The organism is Sphingobacterium sp. 40-24, assembly GCF_001899705.1.
Lineage (GTDB): Bacteria > Bacteroidota > Bacteroidia > Sphingobacteriales > Sphingobacteriaceae > Sphingobacterium > Sphingobacterium multivorum.
Window position 1 is genome coordinate 152,176 of sequence record NZ_MKWH01000008.1, and the last position, 19,465, is coordinate 171,640.

Here is a 19,465-nt window from a genome sequence, read left to right on the forward strand (position 1 = left end):
TTATCCTATCGATAAAACGGCTTTTTATACTGTATTGAGTGGATTAAATGACGATATTGATTATTTTTCCTTTGACAAAAATAATCTTTTTGATCGCCTTCCCATCTAAATGCCGTTGTACATCAGCATGGGCTTTAATCGTATCTTCTACTGCTTTTTGATCTAAATCAAGTGCCAATGACAGATTAAATTTCATCTTACCATTGAAAGACACCGGATAAGCAAATTCCGATTCAACTAAATATTCTGGTTTAAATACAGGATATGAAGCGTAAGATAGTGTACCAGCTTCATTACCCAACAGCGCCCACAACTCTTCCGTAATATGTGGTGCATAAGGCTGAAGAATAATGACAAGCTGTTCCAATATTTGTCTTTTATTGCATTTCAACTCGGTCAATTCATTGACACAGATCATAAAGGCTGAAACTGAAGTATTGAATGAAAAACGCTCAATATCGTCTTCCACCTTTTTGATAATTTTATGTAAGGCTTTAAACTCTGCTTTGGATGGATCTTCATCGGAAACAGTGAAACTACCCTCAGCGTCGTGGAACAGTCGCCATACTTTACGTAAAAACTTATAAACTCCTTCAATCCCATTTGTATTCCAAGGCTTAGCTTGCTCCAAAGGCCCCAAAAACATTTCATATAGTCGTAATGTATCTGCTCCATAGGATTCGATAATATCGTCCGGATTGACCACATTGAATTTGGATTTTGACATTTTCTCCACTTCGCTGCCGCAGATATACTTACCATTTTCCAACACAAATTCGGCATTGGCAAAGTCAGGTCTGAAAGCTTTGAATTTTTCCAAATCCAACTGATCATTATAGACTATATTTACATCGACATGTAATGGAATTGTTTTATATTCGTTTCTCAACCCATAGGATACAAATTGATTTGTACCTCTACCCTCTTCATCCAACACACGATACACAAAATTAGAGCGCCCTTGAATCATGCCCTGATTAATCAATTTGCGGAATGGCTCTTCCTCATTTTGATAGCCCAAATCTTTCAAAAACTTGTTCCAAAAACGCGAATATAACAAGTGTCCAGTAGCATGCTCAGAGCCACCGATGTATAAATCTACGGCTTTCCAATAATCCACTGCTTCTTTAGACGCAAAATTACCTTCATTTTTTGGATCCATATATCTAAACCAATACCATGAAGAGCCCGCCCATCCTGGCATCGTACTCAATTCATACTCATATTGATCTTCATATTTCCAATCTTTTGCCCTTCCTAAAGGAGGTTCTCCTGATTCTGTCGGTAAATATTTATCAACTTCGGGCAATAAGAGCGGTAATTCTTCTTCTTTAATTAAATAAGGTAATCCATTTTTAAAGTAGACAGGAACGGGTTCTCCCCAATAACGCTGACGACCAAAAATAGCGTCACGCATACGGAAGTTTATTTTTGCTTTACCTAATTTTAATTCTTCCAATTTGGCAATCAACGCAGGGACCGCCTCTTGGTAAGTCATACCATTGATAAAATCGGAATTGATATATTTCCCGTCTTTATTAGGATCAGCTTCTTCTTCAATATGTTGGGTATCCGAAATAGGAATAATAGGAAGAGCAAAATGTTTAGCAAACACATAGTCACGTTGATCGCCACTCGGAACAGCCATTACAGCACCTGTACCATAACCGGCAAGTACATAATCTGCAATCCAAATTTGTACATCTTGTCCTGAAACAGGATGTTGAGCATAAGAACCTGTAAAAGCACCAGAAACTGTTTTCGTATCGGCCATACGATCCAATTCAGATTTTTTCGCCGTTTTCTCGATATAGGCATCCACTTCAGCTTGCTGCTCAGGTGTAGTCAATGCAGCCACCAATTCATGCTCTGGAGCCAATACGATAAACGAAACGCCAAATAGGGTATCTACACGTGTAGTGAATACCTCTATGTTTGTATTTAATTGTGGCACGGGAAATTTCACGGAGGCACCTACAGATTTCCCGATCCAGTTCCGTTGCATTTCAACCAAAGGCTCTGGCCAATCAATTGTATCTAAACCTTTCAACAAACGATCCGCATAGGCCGTAATACGCATAGACCACTGCATCATCTTCTTTTGCTCCACAGGATAACCGCCACGTTCAGAGACACCGTTGATTACCTCGTCGTTCGCTAACACTGTACCTAAAGCGGCACACCAGTTTACTGTACTTTCACGCAAATAAGCAATCCGATATTTCAACAATTCCCGTTGTTGTTTTTCTTCGTCAAAAGATTTCCATTCATCAGCGCTGAATTCCAAGACATCTTCATCGGAAACTGCTAAAATGCCAGCAGAGCCACTTGCAACAAACCTAGCGATTAATGTTTCGATCGGTTCAGCTTTATCTGACTCTTTATTATACCAAGAATCAAACAATCTCATAAAAATCCACTGTGTCCATTTGTAGTATGACGGATCAGAAGTACGTACTTCTCTACTCCAGTCATAAGAGAACCCAATGTTATCCATTTGCTCACGATAACGATTGATATTTACCTCAGTCGTAACAGCAGGATGCTGACCAGTTTGAATGGCATATTGCTCTGCAGGAAGTCCAAAAGAATCATATCCCATCGGATGCAATACATTGAAACCTTTCAAACGTTTATATCTTGAAAAGATGTCCGAAGCAATATATCCCAGCGGGTGACCAACGTGCAGCCCCGCTCCGGAAGGATAAGGAAACATATCCAATACATAGTATTTTGGCTTTTGATGCGTATCGGACGTTTTATACGTTTGATGATCCGCCCAAAATTTTTGCCACTTTTTCTCTAATGATTTGTGATTATACTCCATTTTTATTCGTAAGGAATTTTTATGACTTGCGAAATTACGATTTTAATACTGAAATGTGATAAAAGTTTTGTAGTTTGAACAATAAATTATAGTATTGAAAAGTTAATTAAACATAGGAAGAAAACAGCGTTCGAATAGATTTTATCAAAGTAATTACAAGATTAATTCGAAATCTTCCACTCAAATAGTTACTTTCGCAAATAAATTTTTGCTTATTATGTCAGAATACGAATTAAGCACACAAAAAAGAAAAACAAAATCTGTATATGTATCTACGGTTATCAGTATCGCTCTCGTGTTGCTGGTAACAGGTATGTTAGGGTTACTCTTGGTGCACGCTAAAAATCTTTCGAAATACGTTAAGGAAAATATCGTCTTAAATGTCATCGTAAATGATGGCACAAGTGAAGGTGATGTCCTTTCACTACAAAAAGACCTTGAAAAAGATCCTTACGTACTTCGCACCGAATATATCAGTAAAGAATTGGCTGCAAAAAACTTGAAAGAAGATCTTGGTGAAGATTTCGTACAATATCTGGGGCATAACCCACTATTGCCTTCTTTAGATGTTTACATGAAAGAGAATTATGCCAATACAGATAGCATTAAAACTTTTATTGAAAAGATTTCCAAAAACAATAAAATTAAAGAAGTTGTATACCAAGAGTCATTAATTGACATGGTCAACAAAAACGTACGCATCATCGGAATGATTGTTCTTGCTTTTGCGGTTATCTTACTGATTATCGCCGTAGCTTTAATCAATAATACGATACGTCTTGCGATCTATTCGCAGCGTTTCTTAATTAAAAGTATGCAATTGATTGGGGCGACTAAAAACTTTATTCGTAAACCATTTATAACATATGGCATCATTCATGGTTTATTGGGATCTTTGATCGCGATTTTACTGCTCATTCTAACGCTGAAATTTGCACAACAGCAAATACCGGAACTGGTTTTTTTACGCAACTGGTTTGAATTTGCAGTGATCTTTTTAGGCGTAATCCTGATTGGAATTCTCATTTCGGGACTTAGCACCTATTTCGCAGTAACAAAATATTTAAAGGCACAATCTAACGATTTATACAGATAAAAATGGCTCAAATAAAGAAATCTACTGAATCAGTCAATAAAGGTTCATTTGTATTCTCCAAAGTAAATTACCAACTGTTTATAGCGAGCTTAGCTATTGTAGTCATTGGCTTTACATTGATGTCTGGTGAAACTGACATTTATAGTTTTACCAAGATCACCTTGGCCCCTATTGTTGTTGTTCTTGGATTTGCGATCGGATTCGCGGCAATCCTATATCGTCCCAAAAACAAATCAAATTAAAGCATAATCTTACCTCAAACAGATGTCTATTATTGAAGCTATCATCCTTGCTATCATTGAAGGATTAACGGAGTTTTTGCCTGTGTCTTCGACAGGTCATATGATCATTGCTACTGCCCTAATGGGTATTCAACCATCGGCCTTTGTCAAATTATTTACAATTGTCATCCAGTTAGGAACGATATTATCCGTATTGGTGTTATACTACAAGCGTTTCTTTAAAACACTATCATTTTACTACAAATTGATCATTGCAGCTATCCCCGCCTCTGTTTTGGGCTTGTTATTCAACGATTATATTGATGCATTACTGGAGAGTCCATTAATGGTCGCCGTGATGTTGGTCGTCGGCGGTCTCGTTTTACTTTTTGTTGACAAGTGGTTCAACAAACCAACTGTTGAAGATTCGGACAAGGTTTCCTACAAACAAGCTTTTATGATCGGGGTATACCAATGTCTTGCATTAATTCCGGGTACCTCAAGATCTGCAAGCACAATTATTGGTGGTATGGCCGAGAAACTAACACGTAAAGCTGCTGCGGAATTCTCCTTTTTCCTTGCTTTGCCTATGATGTTTGGCGCTTCTGCCGTAAAGCTTTTAAAGTTCTTTAAAGAAGGTAACACCTTCACGGGAGAAGAACTTAATTTGCTTATTATCGGAAATCTAATTGGTTTCGTTGTTGCAATCGTCGCCATTAAGTCTTTTATCGGCTTTTTAACCAAATATGGTTTTAAAGCATTTGGTTGGTACCGAATCATCGTTGGTGTAATTATTCTTGCCCTCCTACTTTCGGGTCATAGTTTACAAATTATCTAAAATCTTTGGATGGAAAATATAGAGGTTAGTGAAAACTCAGCAAAGTTCAACTTTGCTGAAGGAGAAATGTTGTTGATCGATAAACCTTTAACATGGACAAGTTTTGACGTGGTTGGTAAAGTTAGAAACTCAATCAAGCCATTAAAATTAAAAGTCGGTCACGCAGGGACTTTAGATCCACTGGCAACGGGGCTACTCATTGTATGCACTGGAAAACTAACAAAAAAAATAGACAGCTACCAAGCTGAGGACAAAGAATACACGGGTTCGATCACCTTAGGAGCGACGACGCCTTCTTACGATCTGGAAACAGAAATTGACCAAACCTTTTCAATCGATCACATCACGGAGGACATGATCTTCGAAGCAGCAAAATCCTTTGAAGGCGATATTCAGCAATTTCCCCCCGCCCATTCAGCCATAAAAATTAATGGCGAACGTGTCTATGAAAAGGCCCGTCGTGGCGAGGAGGTTGAAATAAAGTCCCGCCAGGTACGTATCAATAGCTTTATCATTGAAAGAATCGAGCTCCCCAACGTATATTTTCGTATATCCTGTTCAAAAGGAACTTACATCAGATCGTTGGCCTACGATTTTGGAAAATTCTTACAGAGTGGATCACATCTGAGTTCCTTGCGACGCACCAAAAGTGGAGATTATCGCGTAGAAAATGCTTGGAACCTTGAACAACTTATCGCTGAAATAAAACGTCATAAAGAAATCATTAAATAACTTTACCGTCCCATTTTATTGATTCTTTATCTTATTTTTGCAAAAACTCCTATAAATGAAAATCTACAGAAGTTTAGATGATTTCTCACCAGTTGAAAATGCAGTTGTAACCATCGGTACTTTCGATGGAGTTCATATTGGCCATCAAAAAATATTGGCTCACCTAAAGGAAGCAGCTCATAAAATTAATGGTGAGACAATTTTGCTTACTTTTTTTCCACATCCACGATTGATTATCAATCCAGACGATGATAGTTTACGCCTGATCAACGATATTGAAGAAAAGGTCAGTCAATTAAGCAAAGTGGGAATTGACCACTTAATTATCATTCCTTTTTCCCGTGATTTTTCCAATCAGACTCCGGAAGAATATATTAGCAATGTTCTTGTTGGCAAATTGGGCACAAAAAAGATTGTGATAGGCTATGATCACCATTTTGGCAAAGATCGAAAGGGTTCGATGGGCGATTTGGAGCAGTTTGCATCTATATTTGACTACAGCGTTGACGAAATTCCGGAGCAAGACATCAATGATATTGCAGTGTCCTCCACGCGCGTACGTGAAGCGCTTATAAAAGGCGATATAAGAACGGCTAATCTCTATTTAGGTTATCCTTTTGAATTAACGGGAACGGTGATTAGAGGCGACCAAATTGGTCGTACCATCGGATTTCCAACAGCCAACCTTCAGGTTCACGAACCTCATAAACTAATACCAGCCTATGGTATTTATGCTGTTGAGGTATACATCTATAATCATATCCAAAACATCACTACGGGAGAGTATAAAGAGGAAAGTCCAGTATCCATTGCGAAAGGCATGGGCTATATAGGAACCAGGCCCACTGTCGATGGCATGAATCGGGCTATTGAAATCAGCCTATTCGATTTCGATCAGGATATTTATGGCAAGACACTCCGCGTAAAGTTCCTTCATTTTATCCGACACGATGAACGATTTGACTCACTTGAAGAAATGAAAGCTCAGATCAAAGCAGACGAAGTCGAAATCAGAAGTCTTATTGGTTAGAACAAGTCTGTTAGCTATAAAACAAAAAAGCGGGAATTCCCGCTTTTTTGTTTTATAGCTATTTTTTCTCTTCCTTGCAAAAGAAGATATTATTTAATAAACGCCTCTATACCCAATCTGTAGCTATCCAGACCAAAACCACATATCACCCCTCTACAATTCTTTGCGAGGAACGAATGATGACGAAATTCCTCTCTTTGATGGACATTGCTTATGTGAACTTCAATAACAGGTGTTGTGATTGCTGCGATTGCATCCCCAATCGCAACTGAAGTGTGAGTATACGCTCCGGCATTCAACACAATTCCATCAAATTCAAAACCGACTTCGTGTATCTTATCGATTAATCCTCCTTCAGAATTGCTTTGAAAATAGGCTAATTCCACTGTTTCAAATTGTTGTTTTAGTTCTTCAAAATAGCTCAGGAAATCCTGGCTACCATAAATTGATTTCTCCCTTACACCCAACAAATTTAAATTTGGGCCATTCAGTACGAGGATTTTTTTCATTGGAATAACATTAGTTTTGTGCTGGTCCATTGGCTAACTAAGCGAACCCATGCCATTTTCTGTTTAAGCAAATCGTTTTTAAGCCCTAACACATCATAAGAAGGGATCGTCCACGATCGGATATTTATTCTAATTGTATCCAAGTTGTCTTCCCTAATTGTCAATTTGTGCTAAAACTATATTTAAAAATAAACTATATTGGTTTTACAGCATTTATCGCCAAAACAATATAGTTTATTTTAATTATAGATCGGTTTATAAAAATTTCTATAAATCGTTATAAATTGCCCGGAAACTTGAACGAAGTCCAAATGACACTACGCCGGATTTATTGACTACAGGTGTTTCATATTGTGCTTTTGCGTAACGTTGGGTATAACCAAGTTCTAAACGGAGGTTATACTTGGGATTAAGCACATAGGCAGCCTTAGCATCCGCATAATAGATATTATTCTTTATTCCTTGGGCAATATGATTTCCATATAGATTTGGTATTGTATTATAGGATTGGAAGATGTTACCGCCCATATTACTTCCATCAGGCAGATCAAGTCCATTTTGGGTAAACATACCCTGTAACGAAAAGTCCCATCTATCCCATGCATAATTCACAAGGCCAACAAGCTCTCTAAAGTTTGCCCCTTTCGGATGAGCCAATGGCTCGGCATTGTTACTATAGTTTGAATACGACTTAAAGTGTGCGTAAGTATATGGTCTGGCTGTATTATACTCGGCTAAAAAGTTCAGGTTTTTCACACCAAACATATCATATCCCCTAACACCAAGTTGTGCTCCCCATTTGTTATGCGCATATCCATTCCCAGCAAAAAACTCTTTGGCGGTAAACTCCCCCAATAAGAACTGACCATATGCCGTCAAATTATAGGGTAGTTTATATTTGGAAGTTAACCCCAAAAACATTTTGTCTGGCGAAGTACGATTATTATTTTCAACAGGTCGGATAAAGATAATAGGACTAATATAACTGAAATCAAAACCTCTTTTACCTGCATCGTCTTGCGCAGCCCAAACAACAGATTGGAAAAAGCCAATTGATAATTTATTGGTCACATTCCAGTCCAGATATTGGAAAGCCCCCCATTTTTTACCATCGCCCAAACGCTTGTTCGGTTCACCCTCCATCGGATATGTACCTGTTAAATCCTGTCTAGGATGCGTCGGATCATTCATATAGGCCCAAATCGAAGTATATTGAACATTCCCTATCGTCCCTGTTAATTTCAGATGCGCATAATTCGATGAAAAATCAGAGAGAAGCATGGATCTATATCCATCCCCAATGAAGTTTTTGTCGTAAGCCAAAGTTGCCTGAATATACTTATGCGCGTCATAGGTCATACTTGCTGTCGCATACATCCAATCCATTTTATTGTTGGACTTAAATTTTGAGTTCGCCTGCCCCGGCACAACTTTATTGGCTACGATATAGTCATCCAAATATTTGGGAAATACCGCCTGACTTTCAAATGCGGAAGTATTGAATGTAAATTTATTACCCACGTTCAATCCCACCTGAAATCCTCTGCTATTCATCCATGTCCGACGCTTGTCGCCTAACATATCCTTTCCAATATAAAGATCCGGTAAAAAATCAGCATAGAATGTATAATCATCTTTCTCAACCTGCACCAGATGTTCATTAAAAATCTTACGCATAAACCAATTGGACGAAGAAACAGGCTTATTGGATTGGATTGAATCAAACTTGGCTAACAATAAAGAGTCTTTGATGACGAATGGTTTAGCAGCAGTGTGCATTCTCGTCTCAGTAGAATAAACCGCATCGTTCATTTTTTGATAAAAATGATACGAATAAGGCTGACTCTTGATCTGGGCAAAACCGCCGAAGGAAATACCTACCCCCATGCTTGCCAGCACAATTCGGAGTAAATTATTATTTTTTGTTATATTAAGCCTCATAAAATTATTTCAAAGATTATTTTTTCTAGCAAAATGCATTCCTAAACGCAAATTAACCGAATAAAAATGACTTTATTCCTATGTTCAGTCAATTTTATAATGCTAAATCGTATTTGCTATTCCTTTTATTCAAAAATATTTATATCTTGCATTTTAGTAAATAACCTTATAACATAAAAATCAGTCCTAGCAAGCATGAAACGTAGAACATTTATCCAAAACGCAAGCCTGTTAACCGCGGGTGCACTTACAAGCAAATTTTCATTTGCTCAAGAACATTCTTTTCCCACTGTACGAACAAGTAAAGAGAAAAGACTTTTCTCGAGCAAGGTCATCGAAGATGCAATTGTAGAATTTCAGAAAAATGTTAAAAATAAGGAACTGGCTTGGTTATTTAACAACTGCTTTCCTAATACCTTAGATACTACCGTATTTCCCTATGTTCAAAACGGAAGAAATTATACCTATGTAATTACAGGGGATATTGATGCCATGTGGTTGCGTGACAGCAGTGCACAGGTATGGCCATACCTTCCTTTTATGAAAAAGGACAAAAAACTACAGGATCTTATTGTTGGCTTAATCCAAAAGCAGAGTAAATGCATCAACATTGATCCCTATGCCAATGCATTTTATAACGATCCGACCAAAAAAGGCGAATGGTTCAGTGATCACACAAATATGAAACCTGGAATCCATGAACGAAAATGGGAAATCGATTCATTGTGTTATCCAATTCGATTAGCTTATCATTATTGGAAAGAAACGAATGACAATAGCCCGTTTAATGAAGAATGGTTAGAAGCGCAACATAAAATATATCAGACTTTTGTTGAGCAACAGCGTAAAGATAGTCTAGGCCCGTACAAATTTGAACGTACAACCTCCAGAGGCTCCGATACATTACAAGTAGATGGCTACGGATATCCTGTAAATCCAGTTGGTTTGATCTGCTCCAGTTTTCGACCGTCAGACGATTCTACCATTTTCTCCTTTCTTATTCCATCCAATTTATTTGCGATCGTTAGCCTTAGACAATCTGCCGAAATTTTGAAAAAGGTTAAAAATGAACATGAACTAGCTGTCAAAATGGAAGCTCTTGCGAATGAGGTCGAAACAGCAGTCAATACATATGGTATCATCGACCATCCGACAATAGGCCGGATATATGCCTTTGAAGTAGACGGTTTTTCGAGCCATCTTATGATGGATGATGCAAATATTCCGAGTTTATTGGCTCTACCTTATTTAGGGGCTGTCGATCTAAATAACGAAGTTTATCAACGTACACGTAACTTTGTTTTGTCTGATAAAAATCCATTCTTTTTTAAGGGAACAGCAGCGGAAGGCATTGGCGGACCTCACATAGGAAGAGATATGATCTGGCCGATGTCCATTATTATGCGAGCACAAACTTCGACAAATGATGATGAGATTCGCAATTGCATCAAAACGCTGGTCAATACGCATGGCGGAACTGGATTTATGCATGAGTCTTTTCATAAAAACGATCCTAAAAAATTCACAAGACATTGGTTTGCTTGGACAAATACATTATTTGGCGAATTAATTTGGAAAATATACAAAGAGAAACCATCTTTGCTTCAATAAAGCTGAAACTTGTAACACAATGTTATAAGTGGAAGAACTTATAACACTGTGTTATGGATAATTTATTAAAACCAGGTCCGATTGGCATTTTTGATTCCGGTTACGGAGGACTCTCCGTATTTAAGGAAATTCAACATCTTTTACCTCAGTACGATTATATCTATTTAGGGGACAATGCTCGGGTCCCTTATGGTACACGTTCTTTTGAAACCGTTTATAACTATACCAAACAATGTGTTTTTAAACTTTTTGATCTAGGCTGTAACCTTGTTATTCTGGCATGTAATACAGCTTCAGCAAAAGCATTAAGAACCATACAACAACATGATCTACCGCCGGGAAAGAGAGTCCTCGGCGTCATCAGACCCACTACCGAAATTGTACACAATTTTACGAAAACTAATAAGATCGGGATTTTAGCTACTACGGGAACGGTAAAATCTGAATCCTATAAAATAGAAATACATAAATTTAATCCAGAAATAGAAGTTTTTCAACATGACTGTCCTTTTTGGGTCCCTTTAGTAGAAAATAACGAAATCAATACAGAAGGCGCTCATTACTTTGTAGAAAAAAATATACGGGAACTTTTACAACAGTCCGATCAGATCGACGCTATTGTGCTTGCCTGCACCCACTATCCCTTATTGCTGCCCGTAATCAAAAAATATACACCAAGCAATATCAATATCATTTCTCAGGGTCCAATTGTTGCAAATAGCTTAAGGGACTATCTCCATCGTCATCAGGAGATTGAAACTATTTGTTCCCAAAATGGACAATTGGCCTTCTATACGACAGATGATCCAAGAGACTTTGAAAGTAAAGCAAAAATATTTTTTGGAAAGCCAATAGCCGCAAGCCACATCAGTGTTTAACAAATAAAAGGCAATGATTTTTAAAACTTTTACTCCCTGGTCTTCGTTATGTTGATAAAAAGGCTAGTACAATGAAAAAGAACTTTATAACCATTGCTTACAATCAGGATACACAACATTGTGAATCCAAAGAATTTTCAAGTATTCAGGAAAGTGCAGATTATTTTAAAACTTTCGAGACATCTGCCCAGCCTAACTATGTACCGGTGTGTATCTACAATTTAAACACAAACACGATTCTAGATATAAGTGATTATTATGTAAACAAGGAAACTGAACTCCACCGAATCGTAAAACACTGCCTGGCGGAAAAATAACTCTTTTAATATTTAAAATCTATTGGCTGGCTAGCATCCTCCCTTTCTTATTAATAGAGTTATATATTTATATTATTACATTCTGTAAAATAATATTTCATTAATTTTTAATATCTTCAAGCAGATAATCAGACCAAAAAACAAGTCACAGATAATGAAAACCAAACTGACAATAAGCCTCTTAACAGTATCTCTAGGATTAACCGCATGTAATTCCAACCATGCGAATTCAAATTCGAGTTCGGATAGCAGTTCAAATGCTGCAACTGATACAACAAGTTACCCACCGGTAGAAACACAGAAGGCAAACACAAGTTATAAACCAGCATTTGCTGGACAAACGAGAATTCGGGGTACAAAAATAAGCACGCCGTTCGAAGGTAAAGTAATTGCTGAGGGATTAAAATCTCCGTGGGGCATAACCGCGCTGCCTGATGGCCGATTATTAATCTCAGAAAAAGAGGGGAATTTTCGCATTGCAACGGCGGACGGTAAATTAAGTGACCCAATAAAAGGTTTACCTCAAGTCAATAGCAGTGGGCAAGGTGGACTTTTGGGATTACGACTTGATCCAAAATTCGAATCAAACCGTATGATTTATTGGGTTTTCTCTGATAATACCGCTGCTGGGACGTTAACGGCTGTTGCAAAAGGAAAACTGTCTGCAGACGAGAAATCGATAGAAGGTGCTAAGGTGATCTATCAAGCTACTCCGGCTCATAAAGGGAATCTGCATTATGGTGGCCGTATTATCTTTGATAAAGAAGGAAACATTATTTTAAGTACGGGTGAAAGATCTGATTTGGTTACAAGACCATTAGCGCAAGATCTAAATGCTGCATTAGGCAAGATCTTACGGATCACTACTGATGGACAGCCTGCTCCAGGAAATCCATTTATAGGCAAGTCAAATGTCCGTCCGGAAATTTACAGTTATGGACATCGCAATCCTCAGGGCCTCGCCTTACACCCGGAAACTGGCGATCTTTGGGAAACCGAATTTGGTCCGCGGGGCGGCGACGAGCTGAACAGAATTGAAGCTGGCAAGAATTATGGATGGCCAACGATTACGTATGGTATAGAGTATAAAGGCGATAAAGTTGGTGCGGGTATACAACAAAAAGACGGTCTGGAACAACCTGTCTATTATTGGGATCCGGTCCTCTCTCCTAGTGGAATTACATTCTATACCGGACAGAATATTCCAGAATGGAAGAATAATCTCTTTATTTGCGGTTTGAGCAGCATGCACATTGCCAGAATTATACTGAAGGATAACAAGGTGGTTGGAGAAGAGCGTCTATTAGGTAGTGAAGGACAACGATTTAGAGATATCACGCAGGGAAAAGATGGCGCGCTGTACGCTATCACAGATATCGGAAAATTATATAAAATTGATAAAAAATAAATTCCTTGATTCGACGCAGCCCCTCTCAAATGGGCTGCGTTTTATTTTGACTTGGCCCTCAAAAACACACTTTCAACTACTTTTATTGATCTTATTTTCTATATTTCTTTTCGAACATGACAAATACCATAGTTTGGCTCGATTATTGATCATCTATTAGCGAATCAATAAATTATTATATGGTAAAAAAAGAAAAAATGAAAAAATTATTAGAAATTAATCCCTTGTCATTCTATATGACCAACTGGGGATTCGTAAACAACACCGCCCCAAAAAGAACGCGCAAAACCTGCCAATCTTCTCCCAAAAATTAAGCGTTCTTGCTTAAACAATTCAATTGAAATTTATTAAAATCATCTGCTGATATCCTCCATACGGATATTAAGTAAGAGATTTATTTCTTTTACTAAATCCGTATGGAAGGACATTAAGCTATGCGAAAAAATAGGCCAATAAGATCACGACAATAATACAAGCAATCATAATGTATTTATTCAATTGGCTATTTTTCTCTCCTTCGTCACTTTTATAGTGATAATCTCGTTTGTTGGGCAAATTCATAAGCTTGTTTTTATTCATGATGAAGTTACGGACTTTTTTCCATATTATTCGTGATGATAAGGCTCCCCCTTCATGATGGAAAAAGCACGATAAAGCTGCTCTGTAAAAAACAAACGAATCATTTGGTGCGAAAACGTCATCTTCGATAAAGCGATTTTTGATTTTGCCCGATCGTAAATCTTTTGGTCAAACCCATAGGGGCCTCCTATAATAAATACCAAATGCTGAACACTTTGTACCATCATTTTTTCCAAATAAGCTGAAAACTCCAAGGAGCGAAATTCTTTTCCATGTTCGTCTAGCAGAACTACTAGATCTTGTGGTTGTAGCTGTTTCAAAATCAGCAAAGCCTCTTTATCTTTTTGCTGTTCAGCAGAAAGATTCTTGACATTCTTGATATCGGGAATAACGACAATACTGAAGTTCACATAAAACTTTAATCGCTTAATGTACTTTTCAATACCTTCAATTAGGTATTTGTCATCCGTCTTACCTATACAAAGTAATGTTATTTTCATCGAAATATATTATTTGTTTTTGCCATCAATAGCCAAATAAAAGCTAACTTGCTCGATCCAAAATAATGAATATCCATTAGCTTCCTGTCATTGTCGAAAAACTGTTCACCAACTTTTGTCTAAGACCTGTTATACTAAGTCTAAAAGCTACCATTCTAATAAACCCAAAGGCGCACAAAGTTCCGATTTTATTTAAAATAAAAACAATCAAAACGACAAAAAAACATTAACCCCATTTGTTCATTTAGTTTTAAAACATTTATTTTTGCGTACACCCTTAATACATCACGTTGAAAATGGATAATAACCTTGTTTTACTAGCGAAAACAAGCCGGACGCGGTAAACGAAAAAACCGAATTTAAATCATTCGGTTTTTTTCTGTTATTTAGGAATACTTATGTAAAATTAACCACTAAAATGGCGCATCATCAGGCATATCGTTCATTCGGGAGGGCATAGTAATACCTCCACTAAAACCTCCAGCACTAAAATCATCTGCAAAGTTTGGCGACGGATTCAAGGCCGAAGCAGAAAATGTAGCCGGCGCATCACCGAATCCATCTCCACCACCCATACCCGAAAACTCATCTTCTAAATCCACAAACTTCACAAATTTACCCACAAAGCGAAGTGGAACAATTCCGGTCTCACCATTACGGTGTTTTGCAATAATAACTTCACCGACACCGGCAGTAGGACGTCCCTCTTCATCTTCTGTCAAACCATAATATTCAGGTCGATATAAGAAAAGAACCATATCAGCATCCTGTTCAATAGAACCAGACTCCCGTAAATCGGACAACATAGGACGCTTACTATTGCCCGGTCTTGACTCTACTGCACGGCTCAATTGCGACAATGCAAGCACGGGGATATTTAATTCCTTAGCTACAGACTTCAACGCGCGCGAAATACTACCAATCTCTTGTTCCCGGTTACCCCCGCCTTTACCGTCTGCTTTACCGTGCATTAACTGCAAGTAATCGACGATCACCATTTGGATATCGTATTGTGCTTTTAGACGCCTACATTTTGCTCTAAATTCGAACACGTTCAACGCCGGCGTATCATCAATAATAATAGGCGCATCAGTTAATCGACCAATTCTCGAATGTAATTGTTGCCATTCATGATCAGCAAGATTTCCTTTTTTCAATTTCTCTTGCTCAATTTCGGTTTCACCAGCGATTAGACGATTGACGAGCTGAACAGATGACATCTCCAGCGAGAATACGGCGACTGCTTTACCGTGTTCCACAGCGGCATTACGCGCGACAGAAAGTACAAATGCAGTTTTTCCCATCGCTGGACGTGCTGCAATAATAACAAGATCAGAAGGCTGCCAACCTGAAGTCATACGATCCAAGGCTGTTAAACCCGAAGGCACACCTGTTAGACCATCTGTGCGATCCCGGAGCATTTCAAGATTAGAAATCGCCTCACGCATAATATCATCCATCTTTCTTGAATCTCTTCGCAAGTTATTTTGCGCGATATCAAACAAGCTTTTTTCGGCATGATCCAAAAGATCGAAGATATCTGATGTTTCATCATATGAACTATTGATAATTTCGGTAGAAACCTTAATAAGCTCACGCTGAATATATTTTTGAGAAATAATACGGGCATGATACTCAATATTAGCTGCAGAAACCACGCGGTCTGTCAATTGCGTAATATAGTAGGCACCGCCGACCATTTCAAGAGCCCCCATCCGTCGAAGTTCCGAGGTAACTGTCAATATATCAATTGGAGAAGTCTTTTGAAAAAGGCCAAAAATTGCTTCAAAGATCTTTTGATGCGATTCTTTGTAAAACGATTCTGGTTTTAGAATATCAATAATTTCACTCAGTGCATTTTTCTCCAGCATCAAAGCACCCAGGACAGCTTCTTCAAGGTCCACTGCCTGCGGCGGAAGTTTACCCAAACCGCTCACCAAATTATTTAATTTGGTACGACGTTCGCCATAATTACCCCGTTTGTTATTATCCGTGTTATTCGCTTCAAAATTACTGTCGTTCATCATGATATTATATCAGAAATATAGCTTTGCTATCCTTATAAATTTTAGATAGGATAACAAATGTATAAAAAATAAAATTCACCACCATGAGGATTTACAAACAGGGAAATTCGACGATCAGATCCGAACCCCCAAAAAGCTTTGATGGACACAGATTTACAGGATTAGTTTTCAACACCTACTGTTGAAAAGATGTTGAAAATAAAAATTTACCACTCAAAATCAATACTTTAAAAAATGTTAATAACTTAAACTATTGTGAATAAGCAAAATGGTCAAAAACAAATCAATATCCTCCACTACCATCAAAATAAACTGACTTTGATATGAAAACAAATCCCTTTTTTAGCACCGAAAAATATTCATATATTGTATCTTTGTAAAATGACGCACGATTCCTCAACACTAAAGCCCTACAAAGACACCAACGATGGGAAGAAGAAACAGGTAGCAGATATGTTTGACAATATCTCGCATTCCTATGATTTTTTGAACCATTTCATGTCTTTGGGTATTGACATTATATGGCGTAAAAAAGCCATCAATTCCTTAAAGTCCATAAAACCGCAACTGATGTTGGATGTAGCGACAGGAACTGGTGATTTTGCACTGGAATCAATTAAAATCTTGAATCCAAAAAAGATTATTGGTGTCGATATCTCCCAAGGCATGCTTGAAGTCGCCAAGAAAAAGATTGCAAGCAAGGGATTAGCGAATCAATTTGAAGTTCAGTTAGGAGATTCTGAGCGGCTTCAATTCGAAGATAACACCTTCGACGCAGTTACTGTAGCATTTGGTGTCCGCAATTTTGAAAATCTGGAAAAGGGCTTATCGGATATATACCGCGTATTAAAGCCTGGTGGGAAAGCTGTTATTTTAGAATTTTCTAATCCGAAAAAGTTCCCCATTAAACAATTGTATAATTTTTATTTCAAGTTTATCACACCAACCATTGGAAAATTCTTTTCAAAAGATTCCAGTGCATATGAATATTTACCGGAATCCGTTGCTCAATTTCCGGACGGCCAAAAGTTCGTGGCCATAAACAAAAAAGCTGGTTTTAATGAAACTATTGTTAGACCACAGACGTTTGGCATCTGTACCATCTATATTGCTACAAAATAGGGTGACCGAGGCGCTTTTTTTTAGGGAAAATCTGATTAAATTTTAAATACCAACTAGTTACAATATATGACTAAAACAGTTTTTATTACAGGAGCAAGTTCCGGCATCGGTCAGGCTTGTGCCGAAGTTTTAGCGAAAGAGGGGTATAATCTTTTACTTTGCGCGCGCAGGTTAAACCGTTTAGAAACATTAAGAGATACACTACTTGCGGCCTACCCGACTATTCAGATCCATATATTTGAGCTCGATGTCCGAGATGCTAAGCAAGTTGCAAACCAAATTGGAGGTTTGCCCCCCGAATGGAAAAAAATAAATATTCTCATCAACAATGCTGGGTTGAGCCAGGGATTAGATCCTATTCAAGATGGTGATATCGGCGATTGGGACAGAATGATTGATACCAATATCAAAGGCTTATTGTATGTAAGTAAAGCTGTGATACCCCTTATGGATACCGACAACGGCGCTCATATTGTTAATTTAGGATCTATTGCAGGGAAAGAGGTGTATCCGAATGGAAATGTGTACTGTGCCACCAAACATGCTGTCGACGCATTGACTAAAGCGATGCGTATTGATTTGCTAACGCAAGGCATTAAGGTAACCTCCATCGATCCCGGAATGGTAGAGACAGAGTTTTCGGAAGTTCGTTTTCATGGAGATCGAGAAAGAGCTAAAAATGTTTACAATGGTGTACAACCTCTAACAGGGAAAGATATTGCGGAAACGATCCTTTTCGTCATTACCAGACCAGCACATGTTAATATCAACGATCTCTTAATCATGCCTACAGCGCAGGCCACAGGCACACTTGTCAATCGAAAATAATTCAAATATCATGTCATTAGAAATACAAATAAATCAAGACATTAAGGCAGCAATGATCGCAAAAGACACGGCAAAATTACGTGGTTTACGTGCGATTAAAGCAGCTATCCTCTTAGCGAAAACAGAAAAAGGTCATGCAGAAGATCTTAGCCAGGAGGCGGAGATTAAAGTTTTACAAAAACTTGTCAAACAACGTCGCGAATCTGCTGAAATTTATAAGACTCAAAACCGTGAAGATCTGTATGAAATTGAAGTTGAGGAAGAAAAAGTAATCGAGGCTTACCTACCCAAACAGTTAAGCAAAGAAGAAGTTGAAACCATTGTCAAAGCAATTATCGTAGAAACAGGAGCTTCTTCCATTAAAGATATGGGTAAAGTAATGGGTGCAACAAATCAAAAGCTTGCAGGACAAGCTGATGGCAAAACAATCTCTGAAGTCGTTAAAAGTCTTCTCGCATAAAAGTTTTCAAATCACTCGAGTCAAATTAAATCGGGTATGTCTTCCCTGATATATCGATTTAATTTGACTCTTTTTTTTATTTTAATGATGGATTTTCAGTGGAACCTCAAGAAGTTTGATGAACTCAACAATAAAGAACTGTATCGTATCTTAAAGCTTCGAATGGAAGTTTTTGTTTTGGAACAAGAATGCTTATATCCTGAATTGGACGATAAGGACTTTGCTTGTCTCCATCTTTGGGCGGAACACAATGATGATATCATTGCATACACGAGATTAGTTCCGCCTGGTCTCTCCTATCCGCAGGCTTCCATCGGTCGGGTCATTGTCGCTGAGCAAGCTCGCGGAACCGGTTTGAGTCAACAATTAATGATTCATTCCATCGAATCTCTCTATAAAGAATTTGGTGAAGGCGAGATACAAACAGGCGCACAATTTCATTTAAAATCCTTTTATGAAAAATTAGGGTTTAAACAAATCTCCGAGCCCTACCCTGATTACGGAATCCTTCATATTGATATGATTAAACCCACAATTTAGT

The 19,465-nt window shown here is 37.9% G+C and carries 19 protein-coding genes; 13 read left to right on the forward strand and 6 right to left on the reverse strand.

From position 1 onward, the window contains the following. Positions 1–43: 43 nt before the first annotated feature. Positions 44–2,827, reverse strand: a complete 2,784-nt coding sequence (gene leuS, locus BGP15_RS03005) for a leucine--tRNA ligase (protein WP_286768646.1) — start codon at positions 2,825–2,827, stop codon at positions 44–46. 217 nt (positions 2,828–3,044) lie between these two features. Here leuS and BGP15_RS03010 point away from each other — a divergent pair, with 217 nt between their 5' ends. The 5 genes from BGP15_RS03010 to BGP15_RS03030 are packed head-to-tail and all read left to right on the forward strand — an operon-like array spanning position 3,045 to position 6,744. Next, positions 3,045–3,923, forward strand: a complete 879-nt coding sequence (locus tag BGP15_RS03010; RefSeq protein WP_046674489.1) for a cell division protein FtsX — start codon at positions 3,045–3,047, stop codon at positions 3,921–3,923. Between the two features lie 2 nt (positions 3,924–3,925). Continuing rightward, complete coding sequence (locus BGP15_RS03015; RefSeq protein ID WP_046674488.1) at positions 3,926–4,165, forward strand: DUF3098 domain-containing protein; 240 nt, start codon at positions 3,926–3,928, stop codon at positions 4,163–4,165. A gap of 22 nt (positions 4,166–4,187) precedes the next feature. Beyond that, on the forward strand, positions 4,188–4,982 hold the full coding sequence (locus BGP15_RS03020) for an undecaprenyl-diphosphate phosphatase (protein ID WP_070565586.1): 795 nt from the start codon (positions 4,188–4,190) through the stop codon (positions 4,980–4,982). A 9-nt stretch (positions 4,983–4,991) separates the two neighbouring features. Continuing rightward, a complete protein-coding gene (gene truB, locus BGP15_RS03025; protein WP_070565588.1) occupies positions 4,992–5,714 on the forward strand; it encodes a tRNA pseudouridine(55) synthase TruB in 723 nt (240 codons plus the stop codon). A 55-nt stretch (positions 5,715–5,769) separates the two neighbouring features. Next, positions 5,770–6,744, forward strand: coding sequence for a bifunctional riboflavin kinase/FAD synthetase (locus BGP15_RS03030; protein ID WP_070565590.1), 975 nt, complete (start codon positions 5,770–5,772; stop codon positions 6,742–6,744). Positions 6,745–6,833: 89 nt separating this feature from the next. On the opposite strand, the gene aroQ is transcribed toward BGP15_RS03030, so the two are convergent. Both aroQ and BGP15_RS03040 read right to left on the reverse strand, forming a co-directional pair. After that, positions 6,834–7,253 carry a type II 3-dehydroquinate dehydratase gene (gene aroQ, locus BGP15_RS03035; RefSeq protein ID WP_070565703.1) on the reverse strand — a complete coding sequence of 140 codons (420 nt, stop codon included), beginning with the start codon at positions 7,251–7,253 and terminating at the stop codon, positions 6,834–6,836. Between the two features lie 267 nt (positions 7,254–7,520). Next, positions 7,521–9,194: a gliding motility protein RemB gene (locus tag BGP15_RS03040; protein WP_286768647.1), complete on the reverse strand. Its 1,674-nt coding sequence runs from the start codon at positions 9,192–9,194 to the stop codon at positions 7,521–7,523. 195 nt (positions 9,195–9,389) lie between these two features. On the opposite strand from BGP15_RS03040, the gene BGP15_RS03045 reads away from it, so the two are divergent. From BGP15_RS03045 to BGP15_RS03060, 4 genes are all read left to right on the forward strand, one after another. Beyond that, positions 9,390–10,805 carry a glycoside hydrolase family 125 protein gene (locus BGP15_RS03045; RefSeq protein ID WP_286767129.1) on the forward strand — a complete coding sequence of 472 codons (1,416 nt, stop codon included), beginning with the start codon at positions 9,390–9,392 and terminating at the stop codon, positions 10,803–10,805. A 53-nt stretch (positions 10,806–10,858) separates the two neighbouring features. Then, positions 10,859–11,683 carry a glutamate racemase gene (murI, locus tag BGP15_RS03050; RefSeq protein WP_286768648.1) on the forward strand — a complete coding sequence of 275 codons (825 nt, stop codon included), beginning with the start codon at positions 10,859–10,861 and terminating at the stop codon, positions 11,681–11,683. A gap of 71 nt (positions 11,684–11,754) precedes the next feature. After that, entirely contained in the window at positions 11,755–12,000 is a 246-nt protein-coding gene (locus BGP15_RS03055; protein WP_046674482.1) for a hypothetical protein, read from the forward strand. Positions 12,001–12,154: 154 nt separating this feature from the next. Then, a complete protein-coding gene (locus BGP15_RS03060; protein ID WP_286768649.1) occupies positions 12,155–13,408 on the forward strand; it encodes a PQQ-dependent sugar dehydrogenase in 1,254 nt (417 codons plus the stop codon). A 432-nt stretch (positions 13,409–13,840) separates the two neighbouring features. On the opposite strand, the gene BGP15_RS03065 is transcribed toward BGP15_RS03060, so the two are convergent. The 3 genes from BGP15_RS03065 to dnaB form a co-directional block, all read right to left on the reverse strand. Continuing rightward, on the reverse strand, positions 13,841–13,987 hold the full coding sequence (locus BGP15_RS03065) for a hypothetical protein (protein ID WP_286768650.1): 147 nt from the start codon (positions 13,985–13,987) through the stop codon (positions 13,841–13,843). A gap of 26 nt (positions 13,988–14,013) precedes the next feature. Then, the gene (gene rlmH, locus BGP15_RS03070; protein WP_070565601.1) at positions 14,014–14,487 is read right to left on the reverse strand and encodes a 23S rRNA (pseudouridine(1915)-N(3))-methyltransferase RlmH; all 474 of its coding nucleotides are present in this window, start codon (positions 14,485–14,487) and stop codon (positions 14,014–14,016) included. A 413-nt stretch (positions 14,488–14,900) separates the two neighbouring features. After that, positions 14,901–16,511, reverse strand: coding sequence for a replicative DNA helicase (gene dnaB / locus BGP15_RS03075; protein WP_370445164.1), 1,611 nt, complete (start codon positions 16,509–16,511; stop codon positions 14,901–14,903). A 384-nt stretch (positions 16,512–16,895) separates the two neighbouring features. Between dnaB and ubiE the strand changes: the two genes are divergently transcribed. From ubiE to BGP15_RS03095, 4 genes are all read left to right on the forward strand, one after another. Then, complete coding sequence (gene ubiE / locus BGP15_RS03080; protein ID WP_112376154.1) at positions 16,896–17,636, forward strand: bifunctional demethylmenaquinone methyltransferase/2-methoxy-6-polyprenyl-1,4-benzoquinol methylase UbiE; 741 nt, start codon at positions 16,896–16,898, stop codon at positions 17,634–17,636. A gap of 66 nt (positions 17,637–17,702) precedes the next feature. Next, a complete protein-coding gene (locus BGP15_RS03085; RefSeq protein ID WP_070565627.1) occupies positions 17,703–18,464 on the forward strand; it encodes an SDR family oxidoreductase in 762 nt (253 codons plus the stop codon). 10 nt (positions 18,465–18,474) lie between these two features. Next, on the forward strand, positions 18,475–18,924 hold the full coding sequence (locus BGP15_RS03090; protein WP_070565629.1) for a GatB/YqeY domain-containing protein: 450 nt from the start codon (positions 18,475–18,477) through the stop codon (positions 18,922–18,924). A gap of 36 nt (positions 18,925–18,960) precedes the next feature. Continuing rightward, a complete protein-coding gene (locus tag BGP15_RS03095) occupies positions 18,961–19,464 on the forward strand; it encodes a GNAT family N-acetyltransferase (protein ID WP_286768651.1) in 504 nt (167 codons plus the stop codon). Position 19,465: the final 1 nt, after the last annotated feature.